This is a genomic window from Caballeronia sp. LZ029 (assembly GCF_031451275.1).
GTDB lineage: Bacteria > Pseudomonadota > Gammaproteobacteria > Burkholderiales > Burkholderiaceae > Caballeronia > Caballeronia jiangsuensis.
Window position 1 is genome coordinate 372,905 of record NZ_JARUXO010000001.1, and the last position, 12,569, is coordinate 385,473.

Below are 12,569 nucleotides of genomic sequence, written 5' to 3' on the forward strand. Positions count from 1 at the left end.
CTCGAACGAACGAAACGGAAGGAGCTTGCTTCTTCCGTTTCTTTTTGGAGTGAGTCCATGTCTTATCACTGGAACTGGGGCGTCCTGCTGAGTCCGGTTTCGACCGGCGAGCCCACGACCTATCTCGGCTGGCTGATCTCCGGCTTCTGGGTGACGATTACCGTGTCGCTCGCGGCCTGGGTGATCGCGCTCGTGGTCGGCTCGTTGTTCGGCATCTTGCGCACGGTCCCGAATCGCACGCTGGCGGGCATCGGCACCGTCTACGTCGCGATCTTCCGCAATATTCCGCTGATCGTGCAATTCTTCGTCTGGTATCTCGTGATACCGGAGTTGCTGCCGCCTTCCATGGGCAACTGGTTCAAGCAACTGCCGCCCAGCGCGCAGTTCTTCTCGTCGTCGATCATCTGTCTCGGGCTCTTCACCGGCGCGCGCGTATGCGAGCAGGTGCGCTCGGGCATCAACGCGCTGCCGCGCGGACAGCGCAACGCGGGTCTCGCGATGGGCTTCACGCAATGGCAGACGTATCGTTACGTGCTGATGCCGGTCGCGTACCGCATCATCGTGCCGCCGCTCACGTCGGAATTTCTCAACGTCTTCAAGAATTCGGCGGTGGCGTCGACCATCGGTCTGCTGGATCTGTCCGCACAGGCGCGCCAGCTCGTCGACTACACGGCGCAGACCTATGAGTCGTTCATCGCGGTGACGGTCGCTTACATGCTCATCAATCTGGTCGTGATGCAGTTGATGCGCTGGGTCGAAGCGAAGACGCGGCTGCCTGGCTACATCGGAGGCAAGTGATGCATCAGTTCAACTGGAGTGACATTCTTGCGCAGTGGCCCACGCTGATGACGGGCGCCAAGATCACGTTGCAGATCACGGTGCTCGCGATCGTCGTCGGCATCGTGTGGGGCACCGTGCTCGCGCTGTTCCGTCTCTCGGGCGTGAAGCCGCTGCAATGGTTCGCGAGCGCGTACGTCACGCTGTTCCGCTCGATCCCGCTCGTGATGGTGCTGCTGTGGTTCTTCCTGATCGTGCCGCAACTGCTGCAGAACGTGCTCGGGCTGTCGGCGGACATCGACATTCGTCTCGCTTCGGCGATGGTCGCGTTCTCGCTCTTCGAGGCCGCGTACTATTCGGAAATCATTCGCGCGGGCATTCAGGCGGTGCCGCGCGGTCAGGTGAACGCGGCCTTCGCGCTCGGCATGACGTACGGCCAGGCGATGCAGCTCGTCGTGCTGCCGCAGGCGTTCCGTGCGATGGTGCCGCTGCTGCTCACGCAGGCGATCGTGCTGTTTCAGGATACGTCGCTCGTCTACGTCATCAGTCTCGCGGACTTCTTCCGCACGGCGACGAACATCGGGGATCGCGACGGCACGTCCGTCGAAATGGTCCTGTTCGCGGGTGCGTGCTATTTCGTGATCTGCGTGGTGGCGTCGGCCCTCGTCAAAAGTCTTCAGAAAAAGGTCGCAAGATGATCTCTATCAAGAATGTTTCCAAGTGGTACGGGCAGTTCCAGGTGTTGACGGACTGCACGACCGAAGTGAAGAAGGGCGAGGTCGTCGTGGTGTGCGGCCCGTCGGGTTCGGGCAAGTCGACGCTCATCAAGACCGTGAACGGCCTCGAACCGTTCCAGAAGGGCGAGATCACGATCAACGGGCAATCGCTCACGGACAAGAAGACCAACTTGTCGAAGCTGCGCTCGAAGGTCGGCATGGTGTTTCAGCACTTCGAGCTGTTTCCGCATCTGACGATCACGCAGAACCTGACGCTCGCGCAGATCAAGGTGCTCGGCCGCTCGAACGACGAAGCGATGCAGAAGGGTTTGAAGCTGCTGGATCGCGTCGGCCTGCGTGCGCACGCCGACAAGTTTCCGGGTCAGCTTTCCGGCGGTCAGCAGCAGCGCGTGGCGATTGCGCGGGCGTTGTCGATGGACCCGATCGCGATGCTCTTCGACGAGCCGACGTCCGCGCTCGATCCGGAGATGATCAACGAAGTGCTCGACGTGATGGTCGAACTCGCGCAGGAAGGCATGACCATGATGTGCGTGACGCACGAAATGGGCTTCGCGAAGAAGGTGGCGAACCGCGTGATCTTCATGGACAAGGGATTGATCGTCGAGGATGATCAGAAGGAAGCGTTCTTCGCGAATCCGCGGTCGGATCGCGCGAAGGACTTCTTGGCGAAGATCCTGCACTGACCCTGTCGTGAAAGAAAAACGGCGCTTCCGAAAAGAAGCGCCGTTTTTTTATTCGATTCCGAGTTCCGATTCCACCGCCGCTGTCGTCTGAATCTCACCGATTTTCAGCGCCGACCCGACGCACGCCTTCGCGAGCGGCTCCGCCGCCTTCTTCGCGATCTCCTCCGGCACGGGAATATTCACCGTGCGCGAGAGATCGCCTTTCTGGAACATCGCGAGATCGCCGGGGGCGAAGCGCGTCCAGGTTTCATTGTCGGTGAGCGGCGACGTGGCGATCACGGCGACGCGGTCTTCCGGCGTCGTGTATTTGGCGAAGTCGATCGACATGTCCGCGTCGATCAGATGCGCCGTCGAGAACGGCCAGCTACGCACCAGATAGTACAAATGCGTCGAACAGTGCGAGAAGAGCGCCTGTCCGTTCGACATCAGGAAATTGAAGACGCCGTATTGCGTGATGTCGCGGGTGAGCCCGGCGAGCGCGTCGAAGAGTTCGTCGAGCGGCGGCTGCGAGCACGGAAACGCGCGGCGCAGGCCTTGCAGCAGCGCACAGAACGCGAGCTCGCTATCGGTTGTGCCGACCGGCTGGTACACGCCGGTGAGTTCGGGCGAATGGCCTTTCAGATCGCCGTTGTGCGCGAAGATCCAGTGACGGCCCCACAATTCGCGCATGAACGGATGGCAGTTCTCGAGCAGGATATGCCCCTGCGTCGCCTTGCGGATATGCGCGATCGTGTTCTTCGATTTGATCGGATAACGCTTCACCATATCGGCGAGCGGCGAGCTGGCCGACGACTGATGATCGATGAAGAGCCGGCAGGCCTTGTCCTCGAAGAACGCGATACCCCAGCCGTCGGCATGATGATCCGTGACGCCGCCGCGCGCCGCGAAACCGGTGAACGAGAACGTCACGTCGGTCGGTTCGGCGCAATTCATTCCGAGAAGTTGGCACATGATGCTGGGGCGGGCGGCTTATGGCCTGTTGTTACAATACGTACGACAAGCATATCACCGAGGTCGGGCCGAAAAAATCGCGCAACCGCTCATAACGGCGCGCGTTGTGGAATTCCCACGGCGGTTTTTTTTCCTCCTCGCGTGGACTTGCGCCATTCCAACGTTCCCCGTCATCACGCCATGTCCGCTAACTCATCCTCGCCCAATTCGCTCACGATCGCGCGTCCCGACGACTGGCATCTGCACGTGCGCGACGGCGCGACGCTCGCGGCCGTCCTGCCGCACACGGCGCGCCAGTTCGGCCGCGCGATCATCATGCCGAACCTGAAGCCGCCCGTGACGACGACCGCGTTGGCCGCGGCGTACCGCGAGCGCATCCTGGCGGCGTTGCCGAAAGAGGGCGCGGCCGCGCGCTTCGAGCCGCTGATGACGCTCTATCTCACCGACAACACGCCGCCCGACGAGATCCGTCGCGCGAAAGACAGCGGCTTCGTGCATGGCGTGAAGCTGTATCCGGCGGGCGCGACGACCAATTCCGACGCGGGCGTGACGGACCTCGGAAAGTGCGCGAAGACGCTCGAAGCGATGCAGGAAACCGGCATGCCGCTCCTGGTGCACGGCGAAGTGACCGATGGCGACATCGACGTATTCGATCGCGAGAAGGTCTTCATCGACCGCGTGATGACGCCGCTGCGCCGCGATTTTCCGGCGTTGAAGGTCGTGTTCGAGCACATCACGACGAAGGACGCCGCGGATTACGTGCGCGAGGCCGAAGGTCCGATCGGGGCGACGATCACCGCGCATCATCTGCTTTACAACCGCAACATCATGCTGGTCGGCGGCATGCGGCCGCATTACTACTGCCTGCCGGTGCTCAAGCGCGAGACACATCGCGTGGCGCTCGTCGAAGCGGCGACGTCCGGCAATGCGCGCTATTTCCTCGGCACGGACAGCGCGCCGCATCCGAAAGGCCTGAAGGAACACGCGTGCGGCTGCGCGGGCTGCTACACGGCGCTGCACGCGCTCGAACTCTACGCCGAAACCTTCGACAAGGCCGGCGCACTCGACAAGCTCGAAGGCTTCGCGAGCTTCCACGGCGCGGACTTCTACGGCCTGCCGCGCAGTGCGGAAACGGTGACGCTGGAACGCGGCTCCTGGACGCTGCCCGCCGAATTCACCGCCGGCGACTCGACCATCGTGCCGTTGCGCGGCGGTGACTCGATCAACTGGCGCTTCTCCGACGCGCATTGACGCCGCGAACGTGAGCGCGGGTTTCGCGGATATCGACTGGGCGCGACCCTGGCTCGCGTCGATCGAAGCGCGCGGCAGGCGCTGGCAGGCGGCGGCGCTCGCCGGTTACGACGAATACCTCGCGACGCTCAACGAAGACGCGGCGTCGGCCTCGCTCGTGACCGGGCGCGGCGAGCCGCTCGCGTTCATCGCACAGGAAGAGCTGCCAATCGGCGCTTCGTACGAAGGGCATATCGCGCAGACCGGCCGCGTGCCCACCCGCCACAATCTCCACGATTTCTTCAACGCCTCGATGTGGTTCGCGTATCCGCGCATCAAGGCGACGCTCAACGCGCGACAGGCGCAGCAAATCGATGCGCTCGGCGTCGGTCCGACGCGCGGCGGCGTGCGCGACGCGCTCACGCTCTTCGACGAAAACGCAGTGCTCTTCGCCTGCGCCGATGCATCGCTCGCGGATGCGCTGCGCGGCTTCGGCTGGCGCAAGCTATTCGTCGACGAGCGCGCGGCGTGGGGTAGGCGCTGCGAGGCGCGCATCTTCGGGCACGCGTTGCTGGAGAAGCTCGTCGCGCCGTACAAGGCGTGCACGGGGCACGCGTGGATCGTCGACGTTCCCGCCGACTATTTCACGCTCGACGATGCCGCGCGCCGCGCACTGATCGACGAACGTGTGGCGCGGGGCCTGAACGCAGGGCCGCTGGATAGCCGCGCGTTCGCGCCGCTGCCGGTGCTGGGCGTGCCGGGCTGGTGGACGGCGAACGCATCGCCCGATTTCTACGACGATGTCTCCGTGTTTCGCCCGGGCCGCCGTAATCGCCAATGTTAGAATCGATGCCGCAAAGCGGGCCAGGCAATCGCGGCTTCGACGGCTTCGGCCGAAGAGGGCGAGGAAAGTCCGGACTCCACAGGGCAGGGTGATGGCTAACGGCCATCCGTGGCAACACGCGGAACAGGGCAACAGAAAGCAAACCGCCGATGGCTCCGGGCGCAAGTCCGGAGATCAGGTAAGGGTGAAACGGTGCGGTAAGAGCGCACCGCGGACGTCGCGAGACGATCCGGCACGGTAACCTCCACCCGGAGCAATTCCAAATAGGCAGGCGCGCATCCACGCGATGCAGGACGGGGCCCCCGTCCGTCTGCGGGTAGGAAGCTTGAGCGCGTCAGCAATGGCGCGTCTAGAGGAATGATTGCCACGCGCGTTCGGTTTCGGTCGGCGCGTGCACAGAATCCGGCTTATCGGCCCGCTTTGTCGTCATTCAAAAGAGAAGAGCCGGCGTCTCGCGACGTCGGCTCTTTTCGTTTCGGCTTGCGCTTGGACTTACGCTTCGACGATCTCGAACGAATGCGTGAGCTCCGCGGTCTTCGCCAGCATGATCGACGCCGAGCAATATTTGTCGTGCGACAGATTGATCGCGCGCTCGACCGTCGCCGGGTTCAGGTTCTTGCCGGTCACGGTGAAATGAAAATGAATCTTCGTGAAGACCTTCGGATCTTCGCTCGCGCGATCCGCCTTGAGCGTGACCGAGCAGCCCTGGATTTCCTGGCGGCTCTTCTTCAGAATCATCACGACGTCGTAGGCCGTGCAGCCGCCGGTGCCGAGCAGCACCATTTCCATCGGGCGCGGCGCGAGATTGCGGCCGCCGCCTTCCGGTGCGCCATCCATATTGACGAGATGGCCGCTTCCCGCTTCGGCGGCGAAGGCCATGCCGTCTTGTCCCATCCAGCTAACTTTGCATTCCATGCTCAGGCTCCAGCTGCTCAGCGCGTCGTTACAGAGACTTTATTGTAGCGGTTCAGGGATTCTCGACGGGTCACTGCTTACGAGCATCCACGGGTTGACGAAGCGAAAATCGGCGAGGCGGTTCGTCGGTCGACGACAAGATTTCAAGTTGAGGATGGCCTCTAAAGTCGAAACATGCCGGATGATCGAGGCGAAACTTTCGTAAGTATATGAAAATTAGAGAGAATCCTGTGCGACATTCATCTTCTTTATATTTCAAATAGTGAAATTCGCTTTCACGATGCAAATCTTCTTGCTTTGCAGCATGACCGTGCCTATACTCGGTTCTGTCTCCTCCACCTCCTCCTTGGTGGATTAAGCCCGAGCCTCAGCTGCCCGGGCTTTTTTTCGTCCTCGCGTCGCGCAAAGCAAATCTTTGACGTAGCAGCCAAATTCCCTTTATAATTCAAAGTTCTCTTCGCTACACGCCCGCGGAGAGAGGCTTGTGAGAGCCTGCACGCGTCTCGAACGCACTCATATAAGCAGGGCCGAACAACGCAAAGTTCAAGGGCAGATCAATTTTTTGGATCGATCATGAAGACGTTTTCCGCAAAAGCCGAAGAGGTGACGCGCGAATGGTACGTGATTGACGCGACGGATAAGGTTCTCGGCCGTGTCGCCAGCGAAGTGGCACGCCGTCTTCGCGGCAAGCATAAGCCTGAATTCACCCCGCACGTCGACACCGGTGATTTCATCATCGTCGTCAATGCCGGCAAGCTGAAGGTCACCGGCAACAAGACCACGGACAAGAAGTACTATCGTCACTCGGGTTACCCGGGCGGCATCTACGAAACGACGTTCGGCAAGATGCAAGAGCGTTTCCCGGGCCGCGCGCTCGAGAAGGCTGTCAAGGGCATGCTTCCGAAGGGTCCGCTCGGCTACGCGATGATCAAGAAGCTGAAGGTCTACGCCGAAGCAACGCATCCGCATACGGCTCAACAGCCTAAAGCGCTCGAGATCTAAGGGGAGCCCACATGATCGGTAACTGGAACTACGGTACGGGCCGCCGCAAGAGCGCCGTCGCTCGCGTCTTCATCAAGTCGGGCAAGGGCGAGATCATCGTCAATGGCAAGCCCATCGCCGACTATTTCTCGCGTGAAACGTCGCTGATGATCGTGCGTCAGCCGCTCGAACTCACGAACCACGGCACCACGTTCGACATCAAGGTCAACGTGAATGGCGGCGGCGAGACGGGTCAAGCGGGCGCGGTTCGCCACGGCATCACGCGTGCGCTGATGGACTACGACGCAACGCTCAAGTCGCAACTGTCGAACGCAGGCTTCGTCACCCGCGACGCGCGTGAAGTGGAACGTAAGAAGGTCGGTTTCCACAAGGCACGCCGCAGGAAGCAATTCTCGAAGCGTTAAGCGCTTCGGCGTTTCGCCGTTGTCGGACACCGGCTCCTGGCGAAACTGCTGCAAAAGCCGTCTGCACCTTGGTGCCGGCGGCTTTTTCGTTTTGGCGCGCGAAAACAGGATCATGTCGAATTTGCATATAGCCCATTGATTTCATGGACATTCGGCACGATATTGAGATCAGCCCTACAATAGCGGTTAGAAGCTTAATTGGAGAGTTCGAATGAGCGCTGTCAGCGACACCCCCACGACCGAAATGCCGTTGCCGTTCGTCTTCACCGACGCGGCTGCAGACAAGGTCAAGCAATTGATCGATGAAGAGGGCAATCCGGATCTGAAGCTGCGCGTGTTCGTGCAAGGCGGCGGATGCTCGGGTTTCCAGTACGGTTTCACGTTCGACGAAGAAGTCAACGAAGACGACACCGTGATGGACAAGGCAGGCGTGCAGTTGCTGGTCGACTCGATGAGCTATCAGTATCTCGTCGGCGCGGAAATCGACTATAAGGACGACATCAACGGCGCGCAGTTCGTCATCAAGAACCCCAACGCCACCACGACTTGCGGTTGCGGTTCGTCGTTCTCGGTCTGAGCACGAATCAATCGATGTGAGCGAAACGGAGCCTTCGGGCTCCGTTTTTGTTTGCGGGCGCGCTTCAGTGCGGATAGATCGCGCCGAGCACCCGCGAACCCGACGCACCCGTCACCGTGGGCAGATTGCCCGGCTCGCGCGCGACACAGCGCATCGCGAGCCACGCGAACGCGAATGCTTCGACTTGCTGCGGCGGCACGCCGAGCGCCTCGGTCGTCATGACGGGCACGCCCGCGACGCCGCCGTCTTCCAGTGCCTGCTGGAGCATCTTCATCAAAACCGGATTGCGCGCGCCGCCGCCGCACACGTACACGGCGCGCACATCCGACGCGTGACGCGCGATCTCACGGGCGACAGTGGATGCGGTGAGCGCGGTGAGTGTCGCCTGAACGTCGGCGGGAGCGAGGCTCGCGAAGGCGGCGAGCTTCGCGTCCATCCATGCCGGGTTGAACAGATCGCGGCCCGTGCTTTTCGGCGGAGGCAGCTCGAAAAACGGCTCGTCGAGAAGTGCATCGAGCAGCGCCGGATGGACCGCGCCTTGCGCCGCGAATTGCCCGCCATCGTCGTAGGCTCGTTGCAGATGACGCAACGCCCATTCGTCGATCAACGCGTTCGCCGGTCCGCAATCGAAGCCCCGCACTTCGCCGCTTGCCGCAAGAATCGTGATATTGCTGATGCCGCCCAGATTGCACACGACGCGCGTCTCGTTCTTTTCGCCGAAGAGCGTCGCGTGAAACGCCGGCACGAGCGGCGCGCCCTGACCGCCCGCGGCGACATCGCGGCTGCGGAAATCGGCGATCACGTCGATGCTGGTCATCTCCGCGAGCAGCGCCGGATTGTTGATCTGCCGCGTGTAGCCCTTCTCCGGCCGATGCCGCACCGTCTGGCCGTGAACCCCGATCGCGCGCACCTTTGCCGCCGAACAGCCGCTCATGCTCTGCAATTCGTGACAGCAGACGGCGTAACGCGTCGCGAGCGCATTGGCGGCGAGCGCCTCGCGTTCGAGCTCGTTGTCGCCGGGCGATTGAAGTTCGAAGAGCGCATCGCGCAAGCCTTTCGAAAAGGACACATGCGCTTCGCCGATCACGACAGGCGGCTTGCCCGTCGCGAATTGCACCGCGACGCCGTCCACGCCATCCATGCTGGTTCCGGACATCAAACCGAAGTACACGCCATCCGCCTTGCCGGTTTCGATTGCTTCGGTTTTCTTGGGCACGCTGCTCTCCTCTTCGATGCCATGTTGCCGGGTTTCGCTCAAGCGGCGATTATCCGCGTTATGGGTCGAATCGTTAAGACGCGTCTGCCGCCGCCTTGGATCGATGAATGCATTCCGACACGCCGATGACCGCGTCAAACACGCCTCATCAGACATGAAACGGCGCGGATGACCGCGTCATCGCGTAAAATCCTGAGCCTGAACAAGCAATTGCGCGAGATTTCGTCATTTTCCGCGCGCGCCGCGTTTCGACGCGCGGCGTCCCATCCGGCCACGCCGGACCGCTGCGACGGCATCGAGGCCAGATCGCGCCGCCGTTCGCCAGTCATCGAACCCTTTTGACTTCACAAGCCGCAAGCATGACCACAGATTCCAACGCTTCTTCCGCGCCCGCCGCCGCGCAGAGCTTTCCGATCACCGACGATGTGAAAAACGCGCTTGCCATCGCCAAACGTGGCTGCGACGAACTGCTGATCGAAGACGAATTCGCGCAGAAGCTCGCAAGGAGCGCGGCGACGGGCAAGCCGCTGCGCATCAAGCTCGGTCTCGATCCGACGGCGCCCGACATCCACATCGGCCATACGGTCGTGCTGAACAAGATGCGCCAGTTGCAGGATCTCGGCCATCAGGTCATTTTCCTGATCGGCGATTTCACTTCGCTGATCGGCGATCCGTCCGGCCGCAACGCGACGCGCCCGCCGCTCACGCGCGAGCAGATCGAAAGCAACGCGAAGACGTATTTCGAGCAGGCTGCGCTCGTGCTGGATCGCGAGAAGACCGAAATCCGCTACAACAGCGAATGGTCGATGCCGCTCGGCGCCGACGGCATGATCAAGCTCGCGTCGCGTTACACGGTCGCGCGCATTCTCGAACGCGAGGATTTCACGAAGCGCTTTCAGGGCGGCGTGCCCATTTCCATCCACGAATTCCTGTATCCGCTCATGCAGGGTTACGACTCCGTCGCGCTGAACGCGGATCTCGAACTCGGCGGCACCGACCAGAAGTTCAACCTGCTTGTCGGCCGCGAATTGCAGAAGCAGTACGGCCAGGAACAGCAGTGCATCCTGACGATGCCGCTGCTCGAAGGTCTCGACGGCGTCGAGAAGATGTCGAAGTCGAAGAACAACTACATCGGCATCAGCGAAAAGCCGACCGAGATGTTCGGCAAGCTGATGAGCATTTCGGATGTGCTGATGTGGCGTTACTTCGAGTTGCTGTCGTTCCGCAGCATCGAGGAAATCGCGCGTTTCAGGAAAGAGGCCGAGGGCGGCCGCAATCCGCGCGACTTCAAGGTGATGCTCGCGCAGGAGCTCGTGACGCGCTTTCACTCTTCGTCGGATGCGGAACGCGCGCTCGACGACTTCAACCATCGCGCGAAGGGCGGCGTGCCGGACGACATTCCGACGGTGACGCTCGCGGGCGCGCCGCTCGCGATCGGCCAGTTGCTGAAGCAGGCGGGCCTCGTGCCGTCGACGAGCGAGGCGCTGCGCAACATCGAGCAGGGCGGCGTGAAGATCGACGGCGCGACCGTCTCCGACAAGGGCCTGAAGATCGAGGCGGGCGAGTTCGTGGTGCAAGTGGGCAAGCGCCGTTTCGCGCGCGTCACGCTGACCGCTTAAGCCGATGATTGCGCTCATACAGCGTGTGAAGCGCGCCGATGTGCGCGTGGGCGAGCGCGTGACCGGCGCGATCGACGCGGGCTTGCTCGCGCTGGTCTGCGCCGAACGGGGCGACAACGAAGCCGCCGCCGACAAGCTCCTCGCCAAGATGCTTGCGTATCGCGTGTTCAGCGATGCCGCGGGCAAGATGAACCTCCCGGTGCAGAACATGGATGGCGCGGGCCGCGCGGGCGGCGTGTTGCTGGTCTCGCAATTCACGCTTGCCGCGGATACGTCGAGCGGCCTGCGCCCGAGTTTCACGCCCGCCGCTCCGCCCGACGAAGGCAAGCGGCTTTTCGATTACTTCGTCGAGCAGGCGCGCGCGAAGCATCCGATCGTCGAGACGGGCGAATTCGGTGCGGAGATGCAGGTGTCGCTCGTCAATGACGGGCCGGTTACTTTCTGGCTTCAGGTGCGTCCATGACGACTCAGGTCCTTTTCATCCGGCACGGCGAGACCGACTGGAATCGCATCAAGCGCATTCAGGGGCATATCGACATTCCGTTGTCCGAGCACGGCTTCCTGCAAGCCGAACAGCTCGGAGCGCGCCTTGCTCGCGAAAACCGTATCGACGCGGTTTATTCGAGCGATCTGCAACGCGCGCAGCAAACGGCGCGTCCTTTCGCGGATGCTTTGGGGCTCGAATTGCGTTTGTCGGAAAAATTGCGCGAGCGATTTTACGGCGCGTTTCAAGGCCACGACAGCGACGAAATCAACGATAAATTTCCCGCTGAATACGTCGAATGGCAGACGCGCGATCCCGGTTTTTCACCGCCCGGCGACGGCGAATCGCAGCGCGTGTTTTATCACCGCGTCGTGCATGCGATGGAACCGATCGTTGCCGCGCATCCGGGCGGGCGTATCGCGCTCGTCGCGCATGGCGGCGTGCTCGATTGCATCTATAGATTCGCGATGAAGCTGTCGCTGCAGGAACCGCGCATGTGGCCGCTGCTCAATTGCAGCGTCAATGTGGTGGAGTATGAGGGCGGCGGTGCGACCGTTGTTTCGTGGGGGGATGTCAGCCATCTGACCACGGATACTGACGACGATAGTCTTCGCAAGAAGGTCTAGTCCCCTTTCGTTGACGACGCGACGCAATTCGTTTCAGTCTTCGCTTGCTTCGTGGTAAACCACGCACGCTAAATATATAGTCTGCACGCCTTCCGGGTAAGCGCATCATTTAGCGGTTAGGAAAAGTCAGCCCTCGCCCGCTGGCTCTCGGCTGCAATGCTTTCGAGTGATCCCCAATTCGGTGCTTCAACCGGATCCCTTCAACAGAGTCTTTCGATAATTGTCTTGACCTACTAATCATTCGCGTGGTGCGAAGTGATCTAGGCGTGATCGCGTCGGCCGTGTGATTAAAAAATGAGCAAATGTTATGAGTAATGTCTTTGGGCAAGGTTTGCCAGAATATTAGATTGACTATTTAAGCGCCCATACGAATAATTTGGATCGAAGGATTTGTTGACTGATGCATAGTCTTACTGTGTCATAAAATTCATGTCATTATAGGTACTTCTTCATCCTTTGCATGAGGAAGTGATGGACTGGGAATCTTCGTTCGACGAATATCTA

Annotated in this window: 14 protein-coding genes and 1 other RNA gene; 12 read left to right on the top strand and 3 right to left on the bottom strand. The window is 61.1% G+C overall.

Features of this window, described 5'->3' with window-relative positions; genetic code table 11:
* Positions 1–57 precede the first annotated feature (57 nt).
* The 3 genes from QCE73_RS01795 to QCE73_RS01805 are packed head-to-tail and all read left to right on the top strand — an operon-like array spanning position 58 to position 2,197.
* Positions 58–798 (top strand): amino acid ABC transporter permease, encoded by a 741-nt coding sequence (locus QCE73_RS01795; RefSeq protein ID WP_035497664.1) that lies wholly within the window; start codon positions 58–60, stop codon positions 796–798.
* Positions 798–1,475 (top strand): glutamate/aspartate ABC transporter permease GltK, encoded by a 678-nt coding sequence (gene gltK / locus QCE73_RS01800; protein WP_035497665.1) that lies wholly within the window; start codon positions 798–800, stop codon positions 1,473–1,475. Before QCE73_RS01795 ends, gltK begins: the two co-directional genes overlap by 1 nt.
* On the top strand, positions 1,472–2,197 hold the full coding sequence (locus QCE73_RS01805) for an amino acid ABC transporter ATP-binding protein (protein WP_035497667.1): 726 nt from the start codon (positions 1,472–1,474) through the stop codon (positions 2,195–2,197). Before gltK ends, QCE73_RS01805 begins: the two co-directional genes overlap by 4 nt.
* A 48-nt stretch (positions 2,198–2,245) precedes the next feature.
* Here the strand turns inward: QCE73_RS01805 and QCE73_RS01810 are convergent, their stop codons facing one another.
* Entirely contained in the window at positions 2,246–3,148 is a 903-nt protein-coding gene (locus QCE73_RS01810) for a class II glutamine amidotransferase (protein ID WP_309879540.1), read from the bottom strand.
* 180 nt (positions 3,149–3,328) lie between these two features.
* On the opposite strand from QCE73_RS01810, the gene pyrC reads away from it, so the two are divergent.
* The 3 genes from pyrC (at position 3,329) to rnpB (ending at position 5,648) form a co-directional block, all read left to right on the top strand.
* Entirely contained in the window at positions 3,329–4,399 is a 1,071-nt protein-coding gene (gene pyrC / locus QCE73_RS01815) for a dihydroorotase (protein WP_309879541.1), read from the top strand.
* 10 nt (positions 4,400–4,409) lie between these two features.
* The gene (locus QCE73_RS01820; RefSeq protein WP_309879542.1) at positions 4,410–5,222 is read left to right on the top strand and encodes a DUF3025 domain-containing protein; all 813 of its coding nucleotides are present in this window, start codon (positions 4,410–4,412) and stop codon (positions 5,220–5,222) included.
* Positions 5,223–5,234: 12 nt separating this feature from the next.
* Positions 5,235–5,648, top strand: an RNA gene (gene rnpB, locus QCE73_RS01825) — RNase P RNA component class A.
* Positions 5,649–5,714: 66 nt separating this feature from the next.
* On the opposite strand, the gene QCE73_RS01830 is transcribed toward rnpB, so the two are convergent.
* Positions 5,715–6,137: an OsmC family protein gene (locus QCE73_RS01830; RefSeq protein WP_309879544.1), complete on the bottom strand. Its 423-nt coding sequence runs from the start codon at positions 6,135–6,137 to the stop codon at positions 5,715–5,717.
* Positions 6,138–6,710: 573 nt separating this feature from the next.
* Here QCE73_RS01830 and rplM point away from each other — a divergent pair.
* The 3 genes from rplM to erpA all read left to right on the top strand — a co-directional run bounded on the left by rplM (position 6,711) and on the right by erpA (position 8,120).
* Complete coding sequence (gene rplM, locus QCE73_RS01835) at positions 6,711–7,139, top strand: 50S ribosomal protein L13 (RefSeq protein WP_008351572.1); 429 nt, start codon at positions 6,711–6,713, stop codon at positions 7,137–7,139.
* Positions 7,140–7,150: 11 nt separating this feature from the next.
* A complete protein-coding gene (rpsI, locus tag QCE73_RS01840; RefSeq protein ID WP_035497678.1) occupies positions 7,151–7,543 on the top strand; it encodes a 30S ribosomal protein S9 in 393 nt (130 codons plus the stop codon).
* Between the two features lie 211 nt (positions 7,544–7,754).
* On the top strand, positions 7,755–8,120 hold the full coding sequence (erpA, locus tag QCE73_RS01845) for an iron-sulfur cluster insertion protein ErpA (RefSeq protein ID WP_035497680.1): 366 nt from the start codon (positions 7,755–7,757) through the stop codon (positions 8,118–8,120).
* A 64-nt stretch (positions 8,121–8,184) separates the two neighbouring features.
* Here the strand turns inward: erpA and QCE73_RS01850 are convergent, their stop codons facing one another.
* A complete protein-coding gene (locus QCE73_RS01850) occupies positions 8,185–9,315 on the bottom strand; it encodes an anhydro-N-acetylmuramic acid kinase (RefSeq protein ID WP_404989757.1) in 1,131 nt (376 codons plus the stop codon).
* A 380-nt stretch (positions 9,316–9,695) separates the two neighbouring features.
* Here QCE73_RS01850 and tyrS point away from each other — a divergent pair, with 380 nt between their 5' ends.
* From tyrS to QCE73_RS01865, 3 genes are read left to right on the top strand one after another with little or no spacing between them, the layout of a single operon-like run.
* Positions 9,696–10,955 (top strand): tyrosine--tRNA ligase, encoded by a 1,260-nt coding sequence (gene tyrS, locus QCE73_RS01855; protein WP_309879545.1) that lies wholly within the window; start codon positions 9,696–9,698, stop codon positions 10,953–10,955.
* A 4-nt stretch (positions 10,956–10,959) separates the two neighbouring features.
* Positions 10,960–11,418 (top strand): D-aminoacyl-tRNA deacylase, encoded by a 459-nt coding sequence (gene dtd, locus QCE73_RS01860; RefSeq protein ID WP_035497684.1) that lies wholly within the window; start codon positions 10,960–10,962, stop codon positions 11,416–11,418.
* A complete protein-coding gene (locus QCE73_RS01865; RefSeq protein ID WP_309879546.1) occupies positions 11,415–12,065 on the top strand; it encodes a histidine phosphatase family protein in 651 nt (216 codons plus the stop codon). Before dtd ends, QCE73_RS01865 begins: the two co-directional genes overlap by 4 nt.
* The last annotated feature ends 504 nt before the right edge of the window (positions 12,066–12,569 follow it).